Source organism: Leyella stercorea, from assembly GCF_021531355.1.
Lineage (GTDB): Bacteria > Bacteroidota > Bacteroidia > Bacteroidales > Bacteroidaceae > Prevotella.
Map to the genome: position 1 here is coordinate 55,206 of NZ_JADYTS010000001.1, position 16,989 is coordinate 72,194.

The window sequence follows — 16,989 nt, forward strand, 5'->3', positions numbered from 1 at the left end:
TTTGTATTATCAGATATTTTTTGTATATTCGCATCGTAATAGAAAACAACCACGAGCATGGCACGAAAATTATATCCTTTAGGCATACAGACTTTTGAGCGGATACGCACAGAAGACCGTTTTTATGTGGACAAGACAGAGTACATATATAATATGGTGCATACAAATGGTGTATACGTGTTCTTGAGTCGTCCGCGCAGATTCGGCAAGTCGCTTCTTGTCTCTACATTGCAGAGCTATTTTGAAGGTCGCAAGGAACTCTTCAAGGGATTGGCAATGGAAAAGTTGGAAAAGGAGTGGACGGAATATCCCGTGCTTCATTTCGACCTTTCGGGTGGCAAGCATCAGGAAGAAGACCAGCTGAACAGATATCTTGACTATATTCTTAAAGAAAACGAGCGTAGGTTTGGCATAGAGTGTGACGCTGTGGATGCCAATGTGCGCCTTGCAAATCTCATCTCTTCCGTCTATAATAAGACGGGCAAGCAAGTGGTTGTGCTTATCGACGAGTATGACGCTCCGTTGCTTGATGTGGTTCATCAGGACGAGAAGCTCGAAGGTTTGCGGTATCTTATGCGCAACTTCTACAGTCCGTTGAAGCAGTGTGAGCCGATGTTGCGCTTCGTGTTCATGACTGGTATTACAAAATTCTCGCAACTCAGCATCTTCAGCGAGCTGAACAACATCAACAATATAAGCATGGATGAGGGATATGCCGGCATTTGTGGAATTACAGAAGAAGAGTTGCTCAGCGAGATGTCGGCAGACATTGACCGTCTTGCAGACAAATTGGAGTTGACTCGTGAGAAAACAATCGAAATGCTGAAATACAACTACGACGGTTACCATTTCACATGGCCGTCGCCTGACATATTCAATCCTTACAGTCTGCTGAATTGTTTCTCAAAGCAGAGTATAGGTTCCTATTGGTTCGGCTCCGGCACCCCGACATTCCTGATAGAGATGATGCGCAAGTTTGGCACTACTCCAATAGAGATAGGCGAAAGAGAGATGGCTGACGTATCCGACTTTGACGCTCCCACAGAAACGATGGAATCGATAGTACCTCTGCTTTATCAGAGTGGATATATTACTATCAAGGACTATGACAAAGCAACCAATCTCTATGAATTGGGTATTCCTAACAAGGAAATACGCATAGGGTTGTTTAAGAGTCTGCTGCCCAACTATCTGTCGCGAAGTTCACAGAAGGGAAAGGTAGCCATAGCCCAAATGTCTGTTTTGATAAAGAATGGCGATATTGACGGAGCATTAAATCTGCTTCAGGCCTTCCTTGCTACTGTTCCATATTGCGAGAACACCAAATACGAGGGACATTATCAGCAGATGCTCTACATCATATTCGCTCTTCTTACAGATTATCGTATCCTTGTGGAGCAGCGAACGGCTAAGGGTCGTACCGACATAACAATGGAGACTGAGGACTACATCTACATCATGGAACTGAAATTCGGCAAGACAGCCGATGAGGCTCTTGCCCAGATCAACGCAAATCACTATGCCGACGCTTTCGCGATGAGCGGCAAGAAGATTATTAAAGTAGGGATAGGGTTTGATATAAAAGATGAACGAAACATCACGGAGTGGAGAGTGGAGTGATGGACAATAAAAACGACATCGGTCAAACAAAGGCTAATCAATGAATGTTAGCTCTTTGCTTGACCGATGTTTCTTCTTCCTATAAAGAATATAGCTCTATTTCGTCTTTAGATATTCCCGTCGCTTTAGAGATGTCTTCAACTGACATTCCCATGTTCAGTAGATTACGTGCTACTTCAGCTCGTCCCTTGGCAAGACCTTCTATCAAACCTTCTTTACGGCCCTCAGCTCTGCCTTCTTTACGTCCCTCGGCTCTGCCTTCCTCCATGCTTCGCTTATTAGAATCGACAAACAACAAGCGTTCTGCACCGAGTTTATCCCAAAAGTCCTCATAAGCAAGCAATTCGTCTTTTGACATAGCAGATTCCTCTACAGCCTTTAAGGCTTTGGATGTATCAGGATTGTCCAGTAGTTCTTGAGGCACTTCCTTTGTATGTTCGTCAATTTCTGTCAGGAATCTAAGCCACAGCACAGCCATTTTCTTTTCTCTGATGGAATGTGCCTGGAACTTAGGAAGCTCCACGAATGTGAAATGCAGTCCCTCTATCACTTCATCGCTATGCAACTCGTGCACAACATTATAGTTATGTATAAACTCATCGGGATATTCCTTCATGAAAATCTCGTTGACAAGATTGAGCGAGTAGACTGGTTGCAAAAACTCATACTTACGCTTCTTGTCAAGCTGGCGTACGAAAGCCTTGGAAGCATTGAACAGCACACGCTGCTTGAACGCTTCAGTCCACAACATCTGCATTTCCACAATAAACTGTCGGTTCTTTACGTCACGACACCTAACGTCCACAATACTGTTCTTGCCTACGTACGTGTCGGGCACAAGCTCCGGCGAGAGATATTCAACGCTCTCAATCTGCTCGTCATCTGCCAATGGCAGCAGGGCATTGAGAAGACTGATAAGCAAGTCCTTATGCTCACCGAATATCTTCTTGAATGTAAGGTCGGCTTTTGGGTCAAGATATCTCATGGGTGGAAATGTTTTAACGGGTTGACATTATTTATATTATGATGTAGCAAATTTACAAATAATAATTGAGATTTTCATTCCTACCAATTTGTTTTTCTGATAAATTTCCATAACTTTGCATAAGTGAATACCTTTCAATAACTAATAATTTAAAACAATACAATATGGATAGACACATTAAGAATGGAATGTTATCCATGGGAGTATGGATAATTTTCCTTGTTGTTTTGTTTGGTTCGTTCATGATCTTTACTGATTCCCCTTTCAGCGATCTCCTGGATGAGGAAACGGGAGGTTTCATATCCGCTGCTTTCTTCCTTGCATGGGCACTCATCTGGTTTGCCATAGGCAAACACTACAGTCGTGACTATGAGCTTAAGAAACAGGCCTTCATCGAGAAGTATAAAGGATTTGACGAGAATGTTACACGTACAATGTTCAAAAAAGCTTATTTCTCAGATATAGCACGTATGTTGTCACGGGTGTTTTTCATTGCTGTGCCTTTCTATGTCGCAGCAAACGTGAAAGATACGGTAACCTTAAAGAACTGCATCTATATCGGGATTCTTATGATTATTTCCATTGCCTTGTATGGTTACTATAAAAAGAATGGCACAAAGGAAATTACGCTATAGTTCAAAACAACGAAACGACATCGGTCAAGCAAAGATGAACCAATGAATGGTTGCTCTTTGCTTGACCGATGTCGTTTCTATCTGATTACCCACTCCGTAATGTTTCGTTCGTCCTTCACGTTGAAAGCAATTCCTACTTTCACTATTTTCTTGCCACTCAGTGCGAATGCGTCAGCATAACGCTTTGACTCTATTTGCTCAAGTGCCTCTTCGGCAGTCTTGTCGAACTTCAGTTCCAGGATGAACACATGATCATGGGTTTCGAGAGTGATGTCTGTGCGCCCCTTTGCTGTTCGCTGCTCCACAATGATGCGATAGTCGGTAAGGAGAGCGAAGATGATGTAGAGCATCTGCTGATAATGCCCCTCATATAGCGTGTTGTCGCAATAAGGCACTGTTTCAAGGAATGTCTGAAGCAATCTCAGTGCTCCGTCAATGTCGCCATTGTTAATGAAAGCCGACATTCGAGCAATCACAACCTTGCCCTCGTCAATCTCTGTAGTAACATAATTAGGCAACAGACTCTCATACAGTCCAATGCTTATTTCCTTGTTGGGGATGTCGAGCTTGTAGAGTTTCAGCTCCTTGTCGTAGTCCTTTATCGTGATGTATCCACTCTGGTATAACAACGGTATAATGGACGTCATATTCTCCGTGGGGGCATCGAATGACGACTGCTTGGCGTAGATATTGCCGATGCTTGAAGGGAGAACCTTAAACTTGCGCATCATTTCTATCAAGAATGTCGGTGTGCCCGACCCAAACCAATAAGCCCCTATTTTCTCTTTTGAGAAACAATTCAGCAGACTGTAAGGATTGAATATGTCGGGCGACGGATACGTGAAATGATAACCGTCGTAATTGTCTGTAAGCTGTAGTATGGCTTCTTCTCTGGTGATGGACATTTTTGCTGCAAGACGGTCAATATCGTCAGACATCTGTGTGAGCAGCTCTTCCTTGGTGATGCCACAAATACCAGCATAGGCTTCGTCCATGCTGATATTGGTGATGTTGTTCAGCTCGCTGAAGATGCTGAGTTGCGAGAATTTTGTGATACCCGTCAGGAACACGAAGCGCAACATCGGCTCACACTGCTTCAACGGACTGTAGAAGTTGCGCATAAGATATCGCAAGCTTTCAAGCCGTTCGTCCTGATGAACCACATCCAGCAACGGAGCGTCATACTCGTCAATAAGCACAACCACCTGCTTGCCGGTCTTATTATAGACGGAAGAGATGAGATATGCCAGGCGCACATTTGCATACACAGCGTCACACTCTATGCCGAACCTGCGCTCGTTTTCTTTAAGAATATAGTCAAGATATCTGTTCAGCTGGTCTTCTTTCTGATGCTTGCCACCCGAAAGGTCGAAATGAAGCACGGGATATTCCGTCCACTCCTTTTCCAACCTGTCCATTGCCAACCCCTTGAAGAGTTCCTTGCGTCCCTCAAAATAGCTCTGCAATGTGGAGACAAGAAGTGACTTGCCGAATCTGCGTGGACGACTCAAGAAAATGAATTTGCCGTCAGAATTCGCCATGCGATATATATAGGCAGTCTTGTCTATATAAAGATTGTCATTCGTGCGGATTTCCGAGAATGTCTGTATGCCTAAAGGATATAGTTTTCTTGCCATACTCATGGGTTGTTTTCTATTACGATGCGAATATACAAAAAATATCTGAAAATACAAAATAGAGTGCCCGAGCTAAACTTCCTAAAGTAGACTTACCATATGTTGTGGTTAGTATTTGTTGCAAATATAACTATTTTTTTTACAATGTATTTTTTTTCTTGCACTTTTTTGTATATTTGCAAGCGTTATAAACAAATATCGATATGAAAAACCTGAAATTTTTTATAGGACTTGTATTAGTTCTTTTTGCATCATTATTTTTTGCATCATGCAATGATGATGACGAGGAATCATTTGAGCAAGAATGGGCTCATGTATTGGACAATCATGGAGTTGCGTACTCTTTCAGTGACAATGGAAACTGTTTTGGTGATGGCGGTGGCATAGGCCAAGCGGACTTTAACAAGATGTTCATTGGACATGGATGGAAGCACTATGCCACATGGGAAATAGAAAAGAACGGCAAACGGCAGTCTGATGAATATTATCGCAACATGATAGGCGCGACTCCTGTTAAATACTATTTTGATAGTGACACGAAACTGACCACTTACTTCAATTCTGATGCTGACGGTGGCGCTGTAAAGAAGAATGAAGTTACTTATACATTTAATGGTAGGTACAATGGTACGCCGCGTACAGTTTTGCTGCTCGATAACAACGAATACATTCAGATAACAGGATGGACACTAGGCGCTCAACCAACTTTCTGCATGGTTCATCCGTTGGGTGTAAAAGCTGATGGAGCAACCGTCTATGGTGTCTCTTTATATGTGCAGATGACAGACAAAGAACTGAAGGCTATGCAGGATAGCGCTAAATAAAATATCGGTCAAGCAAAGGCAAACCAATGAATGGTGCTCTTTGCTTGACCGATGTCGTTTATTCTTTCTTTATGTATTCTGTAATTTGTTTTTCCAAAATAGGATAAGTGGTATAATAGAAATGGGATATTTGGTATAATAAATTTGGAATAAATGGTATAAAAGAATTGGGATATTTTGTATAATAATATATTAAAGTCATTCATTTTCAATGCATTTGAGAAATGGCAGTTATGGACTGATAGAGATAAAATTAGGTGGGGAGAAAAATATAGAAGAAGGAGCGAAGAATCTGAAACTCCTTGCTTCTAAAATAGACACCACAAAGATGAAAGCTCCATCCTTCCTAATGATTCTTACTGGTACAACAAAGTATGCTATACGACGTGAGGATGGGGTGTATGTAGTTCCTATAGGATGTCTTAAAGACTAATTATCTTATTATTAGTGTCCCATGCGTGATGTATCCACTTCCTTAACTGTCTTCTCCTTGTAGCCGCCGAACTTATAGATAACTGCAAAGGTGACAGACGCCCAGTTATAGTTGATCTTCATTCGGTAGTCTTGGTTGCCTTGCACGGAACGTGTGTCGTATAGGTTGTTGAAGATGTTGCTGCCATTAAGGCGCAATCCCCATTTACCATCATGCGACGACCATTGCAACTTGGCATCCATTCTGAAGATAGGACTTATGTCGTAAACTCCTTGTATTGCCTTTGACTGAATGAACGGATTAAGAATGAGACGCAAGTCCTGGGTGCTGCAAAGTTTTACGGATGCCGTGCCTCCAAGTATAACCGACAGCTTCTTGCGATTGAACGGCAAGTCGAAGAAGTGGCTGCTCTTGTCGTGCTTGTAGGTTCCAACGGCAAACACATTGCTGTTGAGCCATTTGCCTGCATTGAACATGGCTGATGCTTGCAGTCCAAAGCTATTGGAAAAGTCGAAGTTGGTTTCCTTCATTATCACAGCCATACGGTCTGTGGTCTGATATGGCAACTGCACGAAATAGTCTGGCTTCAGACTTGCAAAAGCCATGAGCGTATAACGTCGCTTTATCTGCCACATCAGGTTGACATTGTAATAAGAGAAGGGTTTCAAATCGGGATTGCCATGTATCTCGGTGTATGTGGACGAATAGAACACATTGCTCATTGTTGACCAATAGCTCGGAAACTCGGAATTGGAGCTAAATGATAGATTGAGCAAATGGTTGTCGGTGACGTTCCACAAAGCATTGAGCGTAGGATATACGCGCCATTTGTCCCATACGGGCGAGTGATATTGCTCGGCAGCAACAGATGCTTCAAGACTAATAGACTTGTTTATCTGCTTGCTGAAGCCAGCATATATGTTCCATATCCGTTCATTATTGTCCACGCTGCTTGTTCCATCAGGCAGGATGGTTCCATCCTTATCTATTGTGGTCTGATAACTCTTGTTGCTTGTGAATTGCCCTTTCACACCATACGACATTCCCCAACCGTGTGCCAAAGAATGAGTTTGGTCGGCTGTGAACATCCATTTGTTGATGGTCTGCTCGCTGCCGCTTGTCAGGTTGCGTTCAGTTTCATTTTTGTTTTCCGTAGCTATCGTACCATCGAGGGCTTGTTGCTGAGGCGTGCGATAGTAAGTGTACGAACCGCTAAGGGTTAGTCCGAAAGGAAGCGCGTAGTTAACATCCACATTGTGCAGATATTCATGACTGTCACGATGCATTCCGCTGATGCTCGATCCGGTCGTATGGCTGTTTGAACTTGTCTTGTCCCATTGTCCCGTATAGGCAACGTCGAGACGATGGTTCTTGCTAAAGGCATAATTCATTCCCAGTCGGTAGTCGTGTGTAATGCCAAACGACTTCTGCCCGGTTTCATCATTATAGTGTATACGATTGTTGCCAAGTGGATGATTGGCTATGCGTGAAGACTCGCCGTATGAATTGCCGTTAACTAATTTGTATTGTGCATCCAGCCCGAACTTGCCTCTTTGCATGGAAAGATATAAATCGCCAAACCCTTTGGCGTATTTGTTTTGCACCAAGCCACCAATGATTTGTCCTGATAGTTGATAGGTGTCGGCATAGTCTTTAGTGACGATGTTGATAGCCATGCCACGCACATGATAGCGGGCAGGGGCAGACAGCATCACTTCGGCTTTAGCCAACTGTGCGGCTGGCATTGCCTTCAAGCGTTCAGCCAGTTGCTCTTGTGTCAATGTGGTGGCTTGTCCATTGATAATCAACGTCACCTCATTGCCTGAGAAAGATATGCTGCCAGTGGCATCGCTTACACCCGGTATGCGTGTCAATGCCTCATAAGCATTGTCGGCAGGCAACTGCTTCATCAGCAACGGCATATTGTACGACAGCATACCACGCTCTGCCTTGACAATAGGGCGCGATCCCTTTACCATCACTTCTGGAATATTGTGCATCATGGTTTCCATGGTGAGCGAATCCTTCTGTGCATTGTCTTGTGCGTTGGCAGTTATGGCAGCCGCAACAAGAAGACCTGTAAGTAATAATCTGTTCATTTTAATTCGCTTTATATTGTATTTCTTTGTAAAAGTAACTAAAATCTAAAAAAAACGAACAAATGTCAGATATATTTTGTGAAATGTACATTTTGTTGTTGTGAACAAAGTTCTTCTTCTTTTATGTATTCTGTTATTCTCATATATGAAATTTGCTATTGCGACAAAAAAACATTAATTTTGTCGCAAAATCTGCGACGTTATTCTATGCATAATGTCGCATTTAACAAAAAACGCTCTATGTATAATACTGCACCGTCGCATTACGTTGACTCTGTCGTATCGGTTATGCTCGATGCTGTAAACAATTATGACCAACCATTGACTAAAGAGAAACTTTGTGCATGGCAAGCGTCATTCTTTCCGACCGGTTTCAGTGAGGGTTCACAAATAGAAGTAGGTAGGTATCGTACAAACGAGGAACATATTGTTTCGGGTATGTTTGGCAGAGAGAGGGTGCACTATATAGCTCCGTCACCAGAACGTTTGGAGAAAGAAATGGCGGCATTTATTGAATGGTTCAACAAGAATGAGAACATAAGTTCTGTAATACGTTCTGCAATAGCCCATTTCTGGTTTGTCAGCATTCATCCTTTTGAGGATGGTAACGGACGACTTGCACGAATTATTTCTGACATGTTATTGGCTCGTGCTGACAGAAGTGAGTTCCTTTTCTATAATATTTCTTCACAGATAAACAAGGACAAAAATCACTACTACGATATATTGGAGAAAATCCAACATGGTGATGGCGATATAACAGAATGGATTTCATGGTATGCCAATACTCTGTCCACTGCACTCGATGAAGCAGAAACCATAGTTACTACGATTCTGAACAAAAGTTTCTTCTGGCAGAAGGCGTCATCTGTTGCATTTAGTCAAAGACAAACTGATATCCTCAATCTCTTTCTTGACGGTTATGAAGCTAAAATAACTTCGAAAACATGGGCATCATTGGCGAAATGTTCAAAGGATACTGCAATACGCGATATTCAAGACCTTATTGAAAAAGGCATCTTACGCGAGGATATACCAGGAGCCAAGCGTCCGAGCTATTCCATCGTATACGACCCTGACGATATAACAGTATTCTTCTCTGACATTAACATAACAGAAAACAATAATGCTATATATCTGACAGCATTGTATAAGGGCAAACAACAGGTACGTGAACGGATTTTGCCCTTAGATGCAGAGCGCTTCAAGAAGGGTGATTTGCCATTGGAAAATCTGCTTGCCAAGTATTGCTCATATATAAAAATGAGTTAATGATGAAAATATAGCATATTTCCCAAAATAACATAATCGGTCAAGCAAAGGCTAATCAATGAATGATAGCTTTTTGCTTGACCGATATTGTTTTAAGTTTATCTATAAACGCAAGAAACGTTGTCTTCTTATTGCTTAGTGTCCCATGCGTGAGGTATCCACTTCCTTTTGTCTTTTTGTAAATATGGTTGACTCCCTAAAATGTAAGTGAAATGAAAAAATCATTAGTAGAGACATTAAAGGAAGTTGAATTAAGCAAGGAGATTTATCGTTTTTATGCTTTAGAACACCTTACAATGATTGAAATTTCTGAAAACGTTGGTATTTCTCCTAGCAGTGTTCACCGTAAAATTCGTACTTTTGAAGCCGAAAACCCAGAATTGGCAGAAAAAATGAGTAAAAAAGGTAAAGAAATCATTCCTGAGGACTATAAGCAACTGCTTCAGGAAATAGCAGAGCTGAAGAAGCAAGTAAAATCGGAGCGCCTTCGTGCAGACTTCTATGAAGAAATGGTAGCCTTTGGCAAGGAAGTCTATGGTATTGACTTAAAAAAAGCTGGCACCAAGTAGCAAACAGGCTTCACACACGAGATGGCAAACTCTATCCAGTCATCTCGATGTGTCGGTTACTTGGTGTAACCAAGCAAGCCTATTACAAACATGGTGACAGTTCCATGTTAAAGGTTGCGCAAGAGGCGTTCGTTGTAGAGTTCATCAAAGGCGTTCGCAAGAAAGACCCAGGTATTGGCGGCAATAAGCTTTGGTTCATGTACCAAAGGCAATTTGGCGTATCCAGAAGTGTTGGCTACAACCGCTTTTATGACATTGTCGAGAAATACAACCTTAAGGTACGAAAGGTAAAACGTAGGGTGAAGACAACAGACTCCACCCATGACCTTCCATTGTATCCTAATATTGTTAAAGATTTGCTTCCCAGCCGTCCATGCCAACTGATTGTCAGTGACATAACGTATATACCATATTATCTCGACCCCGAGAGCGGTGAGTACAAGTTCTGTTATCTTGCCCTCATTACGGACTATTATACAAAGGAGATAGTCGGGTATAGTGTCGCTCCGACGCTAGAGTCTATTTATGCCATAGAAGCCCTTAAGATGGCTTTGGATTACTACAAAGGAAATGACCTTAGCCAACTGATTCATCATTCTGACCGTGGGGTTCAGTATGCAAGTTGCCAATATACTGGTTTGCTCAAGCAATACAACATACAAATCAGCATGACGGAAACAGGCAATCCCAAGGACAATGCCGTTGCAGAAAGAGTCAACAATACTATCAAGAACGAGCTTTTGAAAGGCATGTCGTTTACTTCTATATCAGAGGTCTTGGTGGCAGTAAAGGCTGCCATCCGCTTCTATAACGAAGAACGTCCACATTTGAGTCTTGACGGCTTGACCCCTCGTGAGGCTGCAAAGAAAAGAGGCGAGATTGATAAAAGATGGATAAGTTACAGAGAAAAAGCGATAAAAGCTAAGGTTGCTTAGGATCTTTTTGTATCTTTGCACCACCAAGGAACTACGTGATGGTTTAAGCCACCAACGTAAAAAGTTTGAGTTGGGCATCGAGCCCAACCCAAACTTACCAAGGAAGCTACGCTCAGGATTATCCCCCAACATGTTTCTTTGCGGAGATATGAAGGGTAAATTTATTTGTGACTATAGGCATAAGTAGTCAACTATAAGTATGACTAAAATTAAATAAGTCAACGTGAATTATAAATAAGTAATAACTGAGTCAACTCGTATTATCAATAATACTTAGAGTGGTCAACTAAAATCGTTAAACCACATTTGCAATCGTGACACTAATGTCTGGTTCGTGATATAATGAAATGCTGCGTGTCTTGAAATGGTCGTATCATGCCATGATATGACCGTATTGTGCCTTGAAACGATTGTATCATGCCTTGATACGAAGGTTTTTACTGGATGCTTCTAATGTCGATTTGGGTTTATCGGGCGAGCTGTGAATGTAGCAAATGTTTGACAAAAAAAAGAGCCGCGCTGCATTCTCTGCGGCGCGGCTTTAAATTAATAGTAAAGTGATGACTATCAGTTTTTTATTCTTTGAGAAGGTATTATTAGGTGATTGTTTAAAGGTATGGTTGTCACCCGTTCCATCTCTTGCGAGAATGGTCTTGGCGTGTTGTGTCTGTATGGTTTAAATTGGTCGTTATGTTGTGATGATAATTTTCGACTACAAAGATAGTTCCATTTTTTCGGATACCAAAACTTTTGTAAAAGAAATGTTTGAAAAAACTTAATTTTAACATTCTAAGCTTTTATTTCCAGCATGTTTTATGGCTGAATATGTGGTTTTTTGTTAAGTTTCTCCATTTCTACTTCTTTCACTTTACGGAACAAATCAGATGCGAAAACGAGGTCGTTGAGGTTCTCGTTTGTGGCTCCCATTACGTCGTCTTTGGTGCCCTGCCATTCCTTTCGGCCCTTGTATATGAACAGAATGTTTTCGCCGATGCCCATCACCGAGTTCATGTCGTGGGTGTTGATGATGGTTGTGATGTCGTACTCCTTGGTGATTGACGAGAGCAACTCGTCGATGACGAGCGATGTACGAGGGTCAAGACCTGAGTTTGGTTCGTCGCAAAACAGATATTTGGGGTTGAGCACGATGGCGCGCGCTATGGCTACACGCTTCTGCATACCTCCCGATATCTCGCCCGGAAACTTCTGCTGTGCGTCAATAAGGTTGACGCGGTCGAGACATTCCTGAGCGCGGCGGACACGTTCGCGATAGTTCATCGTCGAGAACATGTCGAGCGGGAACATTACGTTCTCCAACACCGAGAGTGAGTCAAAAAGGGCAGCGCTCTGGAAAATCATTCCCATCTCGCGGCGCATCTGCACCTTTACGTCCTTACTCATTGCCACGAAGTTGCGGTTGTCGTACAATACCTCGCCGCTTGTGGGCGTCAGCAGTCCTACGAGGTTCTTCATAAGCACCGTTTTGCCGCTTCCGCTCTGGCCGATGATGAGGTTGGTCTTGCCATCCTCAAACACGGCGTTGATGTCCTTGAGCACTTCCTTGTCGCCGAACGACTTATATAGATGTTTTACTTCAATCATAGTGAGTTGTGATGTTTTTAACTTAGCAACTGTGTGAGGAACACGTCCGAGAACAGTATCAGTACGCTTGAGTTGACCACAGCGTTGGTACTGGCCTTGCCTACCTCTACCGATCCACCCTCAACAGTGTATCCAAAATAGCTCGACACGCTTGATATGATGAATGCGAAGACAAGACTCTTGATGATACTCATCCACATAAACCATGAGTTGAACTGGTGTTGCAGTCCGAGCGTAAGGTCTTCGGGCGAGAGGATGTGTCCTATATAAGCCGTGCCGTAGGCTCCGAGAATGCCAGTGGCAGAAGAGAAGATTACGAGGAATGGCATGATTGTGACCAGTCCGAGAATCTTCGGCAGAATGAGATAGTTGGCTGAGTTGACACCCATGATGTCGAGGGCGTCAATCTGCTGCGTTACGCGCATGGTGCCCAGCTCCGAAGCGATGTTGGAGCCTACCTTGCCCGCCAGGATAAGACACATGATACTTGACGAGAACTCAAGCAACAGAATCTCACGAGTGGTGTATCCCGACACCCATCTGGGCATCCAAGGGCTCTGGATGTTGAGCTTCATCTGGATGCAGATAACGGCACCGATGAAGAACGAGATGAGCAGCACGATGCCTATAGAGTCAACGCCAAGCGACGACATTTCCTTGATGTACTGCTTGAAGAACATGCGCATGCGCTCGGGGCGTGCCATTGAGCGGCCCATCAGCATGAGATAACGTCCGAGCGTGTTTAAGTATTTCAATATCAACATAATTATGGTTGTGCTTTATTTATATTGAATGCAAAAGTAGCAATAAAAAGACAAAAACTATTCATAAGATTTAAGTTTTTGTGTTTTATTTGGGGGAAATGATATTTTGTTTTACCTTTGTATCGGTTTTATATATGATAAATATGAATGATAAAATAGAAGATATGGTAGCAAATGCCGATACTAAGCCCCACTGTATGGTGTTACGCACCGAGGGACTTGTAAAGCGTTACGGCAAGCGTACCGTTGTAAACGATGTGTCGATAAATGTTCGCCAAGGTGAGATTGTTGGACTTCTGGGTCCGAACGGTGCCGGCAAGACAACGTCGTTCTACATGACTACAGGACTCATCGTGCCCAACGACGGACACATCTACCTTGACGACAAGGACATTACCGACTTCCCCGTGTATAAGCGTGCACGCGCCGGCATCGGATACCTGCCTCAGGAGGCGAGCGTATTCCGCAAGCTGAGTGTTGAGGACAATATTATGTCGGTGCTTGAGATGACAAAGCTCACACGCCAGCAGCAGCTCGAGAAGTTGGAGGAGCTTATTGCCGACTTCAATCTTGGCAAGGTGCGCAAGAACCTTGGCGACCAGTTGTCGGGTGGCGAACGTCGACGCACCGAGATTGCGCGTTGTCTGGCCATCGACCCTAAGTTCATCATGCTCGACGAGCCGTTTGCCGGTGTCGACCCGATTGCGGTTGAGGAGATACAGCATGTGGTGTGGCGACTGAAATACCGCAACATCGGTATCCTCATCACCGACCACAACGTGCAGGAGACACTGACCATCACAGACCGTGCCTATCTGTTGTTTGAAGGTAGAATTCTGTTTCAGGGCAAGCCTGAAGAACTGGCAGAGAACGAGGTGGTGCGCGAGAAATATCTCGGTTCGACATTCGTGCTGCGCAAGAAGGATTTCCAGCTCATCGACGAGCAGAAGCGTAAGCGTGAGCAGGATCGTGAGCTGAACGACTAATACACTGATTGGCACATATAAGAGAAGTTATTGATATATGAAATACTTACTTGTATCCGACATACACGGATGTCTGCCCACGCTTCAACGTGTGCTCGACTTCTACGACCGCGAGCAGTATGACATGCTGCTCATTCTTGGCGACATACTCAACTACGGACCGCGCAACCGCATTCCTGAAGGCATTGACCCGAAGGGTATTGTTGAGCTGCTCAATAAGAGAAAGGACAGTATCGTTGCCGTGCGTGGCAACTGCGACGCTGAGGTTGACCAGATGCTGCTCGAATTTCCAATCATGGCTGACTATGCCTTGATTGTAGATGGCGGCAGACGCATGTTCATCACTCACGGACATGTATACAACGAGCAGAACCGTCCGGCTCTCGCACACGACATATTCGTGTACGGCCATACCCACTTGTGGAAACTTGAGGCTGCCGAAAACGACGGCATAGTGTGCAACCTTGGTTCGATAACCTTCCCAAAGGGAGGCAACGAACCCACATTCGCCACATACGACGATGGCAAAATGCGCATACGACGTATGGACGGCAGCGTAATAAAGGAATTGTAGAAATTTTTGGAGCCTTCGGTGCACTTGATGCATCGAAGGCTTTTTTATATATTCCGGCTTGAGGCAGAGTTGATATCAAGCAAATAATAAACAAAAAATGGGTTAAATTGTTGTTTGACAACATCTTAACCCATTTTTTAAGTCGGGATGACTGGACTCGAACCAGCGACCTCACGCCCCCCAGACGCGTGCGCTAACCAACTGCGCTACATCCCGAACTTCTTGTAAGCGGGTGCAAAGATACACACTTATTATGAAACAGCCAAATAAAATGCCGACAATTTTGGCAAATAAATTAAAATACTTATCTTTGCATTATAATATAATAAGGTATTGCCAGCAATGCTGACATAATTAATAAACGGTAAATATATATGCAATACAGACTCAAGGCACCTGAAAATTTCAACGCCACTATAAAACTCCCCGCATCAAAGAGCATCAGCAACCGCGCGCTCATCATACACGCTCTGTCCAACAGCGATGTGTTGCCGCAGAATCTCTCGGTGTGCGATGACACCGAAGTTGTGGTGAATGCCTTGATGAACAATCCTGACATTATTGACATTAAGGCGGCAGGTACTGCCATGCGCTTTATGACAGCCTATCTGTCGGTTACGCCAGGCGAGCATGTCATCACCGGAACCGAACGCATGAAAAACCGTCCGATAGGTATTCTTGTAGACGCACTGCGCTATCTTGGTGCCGACATTGAATATGTAGCCAACGAGGGCTATCCACCGCTCCGCATCAAGGGACATCCGCTTGAAGGTGGCTATCTGGAGATTCCGGGCAACGTCAGCTCGCAATATATCTCGGCGCTGCTCATGATTGGTCCGGTACTTAAGAACGGACTGGAGCTGCGCATGACGGGCGGAATCATTTCGCGTCCGTACATCGACCTCACGCTGTGGATGATGCGCGAGTTTGGTGCCGATGCCGACTGGAGCGACATGGAGACCGTTAAGGTGAATCCACATCCGTACAATCAGCACAAATATCTGATTGAAAGCGACTGGAGTGCTTCGTCCTATTGGTATGAGATGATGGCGCTTACGGACGACACCGAGTCGCAACTGATGTTTGAAGGACTCATGGACGCTTCGAAACAGGGCGACTCTATCGTCAAGTATATATACTCGTTGATGGGTGTGAAGACCCGCTTTGGCGAACGTACAGACAATACCAGTATGCCTACTGTTACGCTGAAGAAGCAGCATTGCATGCTGCCGCGACTCGACTACGACTTCATTTCGGCTCCCGACTTGGCGCAGACCGTTGTCGTAACGTGCGCATTGCTCAACATACCGTTTAAGTTCACCGGACTGGCGAGCCTTAAAATAAAGGAGACCGACCGCATAGAAGCTCTCAAACGTGAGTTGCGCAAGCTGGGATATGTATTGCGCGACGAGAACAACGACACGCTGATATGGGATGGAGCTATGTGCGAACCTACATTTGAACCTATCGATACATACGAAGACCATCGTATGGCTATGGCGTTTGCACCGGCTGCCATCAAGTTCCCCGGACTCCGAATCAACGACCCGTATGTAGTGACCAAGTCGTATCCACAGTTCTGGGACGATTTGGAGAAGGTGGGATGGACTATCGAGAAGATTAAGTAGCAAACAAATACATTAAACAATAATGCTGATTCTGATTGTTTCAATACTTCTGCTTGGCGTAATAGTGGGCATTGCCTCAAAGGTGGCTTCGCGTGGCAAGAATGTAGAAGATGCTCCTATTAAGGTGGAGCAGACGTGTGCCACATGCAACGGTACACCTGAGACTAAGTGCGAGCAAGACTGCATGATGGAGGCATCGACCAAACCGATAGAGTATTTCGATGACGAAGAACTCGATGTGTTCAGCGGTCGCACGTCCGACAGCTATACCGACGACGAGGCCGACCAGTTCTCCGACGTGCTCTATACTATGCGCCAGGACGAAGTGGCAGCATGGTGTCGCAGTATGCACCTGCGCGGCATCGAACTGCCCGACCAGATAAAGGACGAAGTGTATATGCTTCGCGCACAGGATTAACATCCTGC

14 protein-coding genes, 1 tRNA gene and 2 pseudogenes are annotated in these 16,989 nt (G+C 44.1%); 11 read left to right on the forward strand and 6 right to left on the reverse strand.

The annotated features are described in order from the left end of the window. Nucleotides 1-57: 57 nt before the first annotated feature. Complete coding sequence (locus tag I6E38_RS00230; RefSeq protein ID WP_235392088.1) at nucleotides 58-1,620, forward strand: ATP-binding protein; 1,563 nt, start codon at nucleotides 58-60, stop codon at nucleotides 1,618-1,620. Nucleotides 1,621-1,699: 79 nt separating this feature from the next. On the opposite strand, the gene I6E38_RS00235 is transcribed toward I6E38_RS00230, so the two are convergent. Next, complete coding sequence (locus tag I6E38_RS00235; protein WP_235392089.1) at nucleotides 1,700-2,605, reverse strand: Rpn family recombination-promoting nuclease/putative transposase; 906 nt, start codon at nucleotides 2,603-2,605, stop codon at nucleotides 1,700-1,702. A gap of 164 nt (nucleotides 2,606-2,769) precedes the next feature. Here I6E38_RS00235 and I6E38_RS00240 point away from each other — a divergent pair, with 164 nt between their 5' ends. Then, nucleotides 2,770-3,240, forward strand: a complete 471-nt coding sequence (locus I6E38_RS00240; RefSeq protein ID WP_235392090.1) for a hypothetical protein — start codon at nucleotides 2,770-2,772, stop codon at nucleotides 3,238-3,240. 77 nt (nucleotides 3,241-3,317) lie between these two features. Here I6E38_RS00240 and I6E38_RS00245 read toward each other — a convergent pair whose 3' ends face one another. Then, entirely contained in the window at nucleotides 3,318-4,877 is a 1,560-nt protein-coding gene (locus I6E38_RS00245; protein WP_235392091.1) for an ATP-binding protein, read from the reverse strand. Between the two features lie 407 nt (nucleotides 4,878-5,284). Here I6E38_RS00245 and I6E38_RS00250 point away from each other — a divergent pair, with 407 nt between their 5' ends. Next, nucleotides 5,285-5,701 (forward strand): hypothetical protein, encoded by a 417-nt coding sequence (locus I6E38_RS00250; protein ID WP_235392092.1) that lies wholly within the window; start codon nucleotides 5,285-5,287, stop codon nucleotides 5,699-5,701. Between the two features lie 211 nt (nucleotides 5,702-5,912). Beyond that, a pseudogene (locus I6E38_RS00255) lies at nucleotides 5,913-6,134 on the forward strand (AAA family ATPase); the annotation flags it as partial. 11 nt (nucleotides 6,135-6,145) lie between these two features. Here the strand turns inward: I6E38_RS00255 and I6E38_RS00260 are convergent. Continuing rightward, nucleotides 6,146-8,233: an outer membrane beta-barrel protein gene (locus I6E38_RS00260; RefSeq protein ID WP_235392093.1), complete on the reverse strand. Its 2,088-nt coding sequence runs from the start codon at nucleotides 8,231-8,233 to the stop codon at nucleotides 6,146-6,148. A gap of 240 nt (nucleotides 8,234-8,473) precedes the next feature. Here I6E38_RS00260 and I6E38_RS00265 point away from each other — a divergent pair, with 240 nt between their 5' ends. The 3 genes and pseudogenes from I6E38_RS00265 to I6E38_RS00275 form a co-directional block, all read left to right on the forward strand. Next, nucleotides 8,474-9,505 carry a Fic family protein gene (locus I6E38_RS00265; protein ID WP_235392094.1) on the forward strand — a complete coding sequence of 344 codons (1,032 nt, stop codon included), beginning with the start codon at nucleotides 8,474-8,476 and terminating at the stop codon, nucleotides 9,503-9,505. Between the two features lie 212 nt (nucleotides 9,506-9,717). Then, on the forward strand, nucleotides 9,718-10,074 hold the full coding sequence (locus I6E38_RS00270; protein ID WP_235392095.1) for a winged helix-turn-helix transcriptional regulator: 357 nt from the start codon (nucleotides 9,718-9,720) through the stop codon (nucleotides 10,072-10,074). Between the two features lie 38 nt (nucleotides 10,075-10,112). Beyond that, nucleotides 10,113-11,009 (forward strand): annotated as a pseudogene (locus I6E38_RS00275) (IS3 family transposase); the annotation flags it as partial. Nucleotides 11,010-11,822: 813 nt separating this feature from the next. Here the strand turns inward: I6E38_RS00275 and I6E38_RS00280 are convergent. Then, nucleotides 11,823-12,611 (reverse strand): ABC transporter ATP-binding protein, encoded by a 789-nt coding sequence (locus I6E38_RS00280; RefSeq protein WP_235392097.1) that lies wholly within the window; start codon nucleotides 12,609-12,611, stop codon nucleotides 11,823-11,825. Nucleotides 12,612-12,628: 17 nt separating this feature from the next. After that, nucleotides 12,629-13,375, reverse strand: coding sequence for an MlaE family ABC transporter permease (locus tag I6E38_RS00285; protein ID WP_235392098.1), 747 nt, complete (start codon nucleotides 13,373-13,375; stop codon nucleotides 12,629-12,631). Between the two features lie 143 nt (nucleotides 13,376-13,518). Here I6E38_RS00285 and lptB point away from each other — a divergent pair, with 143 nt between their 5' ends. Next, nucleotides 13,519-14,361, forward strand: coding sequence for an LPS export ABC transporter ATP-binding protein (lptB, locus tag I6E38_RS00290; RefSeq protein ID WP_235392099.1), 843 nt, complete (start codon nucleotides 13,519-13,521; stop codon nucleotides 14,359-14,361). A 37-nt stretch (nucleotides 14,362-14,398) separates the two neighbouring features. Then, nucleotides 14,399-14,935 carry a phosphodiesterase gene (gene yfcE / locus I6E38_RS00295; RefSeq protein ID WP_235392100.1) on the forward strand — a complete coding sequence of 179 codons (537 nt, stop codon included), beginning with the start codon at nucleotides 14,399-14,401 and terminating at the stop codon, nucleotides 14,933-14,935. A gap of 142 nt (nucleotides 14,936-15,077) precedes the next feature. Here yfcE and I6E38_RS00300 read toward each other — a convergent pair. After that, nucleotides 15,078-15,151 (reverse strand) — tRNA-Pro (locus tag I6E38_RS00300). A gap of 158 nt (nucleotides 15,152-15,309) precedes the next feature. Here I6E38_RS00300 and I6E38_RS00305 point away from each other — a divergent pair. Both I6E38_RS00305 and I6E38_RS00310 read left to right on the forward strand, forming a co-directional pair. After that, nucleotides 15,310-16,563 carry a 3-phosphoshikimate 1-carboxyvinyltransferase gene (locus I6E38_RS00305; RefSeq protein WP_235392101.1) on the forward strand — a complete coding sequence of 418 codons (1,254 nt, stop codon included), beginning with the start codon at nucleotides 15,310-15,312 and terminating at the stop codon, nucleotides 16,561-16,563. 22 nt (nucleotides 16,564-16,585) lie between these two features. After that, nucleotides 16,586-16,981 carry a hypothetical protein gene (locus I6E38_RS00310; protein WP_235392102.1) on the forward strand — a complete coding sequence of 132 codons (396 nt, stop codon included), beginning with the start codon at nucleotides 16,586-16,588 and terminating at the stop codon, nucleotides 16,979-16,981. Nucleotides 16,982-16,989: the final 8 nt, after the last annotated feature.

What these genes read in the sequence shown, in the direction of transcription:
- I6E38_RS00230 (WP_235392088.1), top strand. Translation starts at nt 58, where the DNA reads ATGGCACGAAAATTATATCCTTTAGGCATACAGACTTTTGAGCGGATA.
- I6E38_RS00235 (WP_235392089.1), bottom strand. Translation starts at nt 2,605, where the DNA reads ATGAGATATCTTGACCCAAAAGCCGACCTTACATTCAAGAAGATATTC.
- I6E38_RS00240 (WP_235392090.1), top strand. Translation starts at nt 2,770, where the DNA reads ATGGATAGACACATTAAGAATGGAATGTTATCCATGGGAGTATGGATA.
- I6E38_RS00245 (WP_235392091.1), bottom strand. Translation starts at nt 4,877, where the DNA reads ATGGCAAGAAAACTATATCCTTTAGGCATACAGACATTCTCGGAAATC.
- I6E38_RS00250 (WP_235392092.1), top strand. Translation starts at nt 5,285, where the DNA reads ATGTTCATTGGACATGGATGGAAGCACTATGCCACATGGGAAATAGAA.
- I6E38_RS00260 (WP_235392093.1), bottom strand. Translation starts at nt 8,233, where the DNA reads ATGAACAGATTATTACTTACAGGTCTTCTTGTTGCGGCTGCCATAACT.
- I6E38_RS00265 (WP_235392094.1), top strand. Translation starts at nt 8,474, where the DNA reads ATGTATAATACTGCACCGTCGCATTACGTTGACTCTGTCGTATCGGTT.
- I6E38_RS00270 (WP_235392095.1), top strand. Translation starts at nt 9,718, where the DNA reads ATGAAAAAATCATTAGTAGAGACATTAAAGGAAGTTGAATTAAGCAAG.
- I6E38_RS00280 (WP_235392097.1), bottom strand. Translation starts at nt 12,611, where the DNA reads ATGATTGAAGTAAAACATCTATATAAGTCGTTCGGCGACAAGGAAGTG.
- I6E38_RS00285 (WP_235392098.1), bottom strand. Translation starts at nt 13,375, where the DNA reads ATGTTGATATTGAAATACTTAAACACGCTCGGACGTTATCTCATGCTG.
- lptB (WP_235392099.1), top strand. Translation starts at nt 13,519, where the DNA reads ATGAATGATAAAATAGAAGATATGGTAGCAAATGCCGATACTAAGCCC.
- yfcE (WP_235392100.1), top strand. Translation starts at nt 14,399, where the DNA reads ATGAAATACTTACTTGTATCCGACATACACGGATGTCTGCCCACGCTT.
- I6E38_RS00305 (WP_235392101.1), top strand. Translation starts at nt 15,310, where the DNA reads ATGCAATACAGACTCAAGGCACCTGAAAATTTCAACGCCACTATAAAA.
- I6E38_RS00310 (WP_235392102.1), top strand. Translation starts at nt 16,586, where the DNA reads ATGCTGATTCTGATTGTTTCAATACTTCTGCTTGGCGTAATAGTGGGC.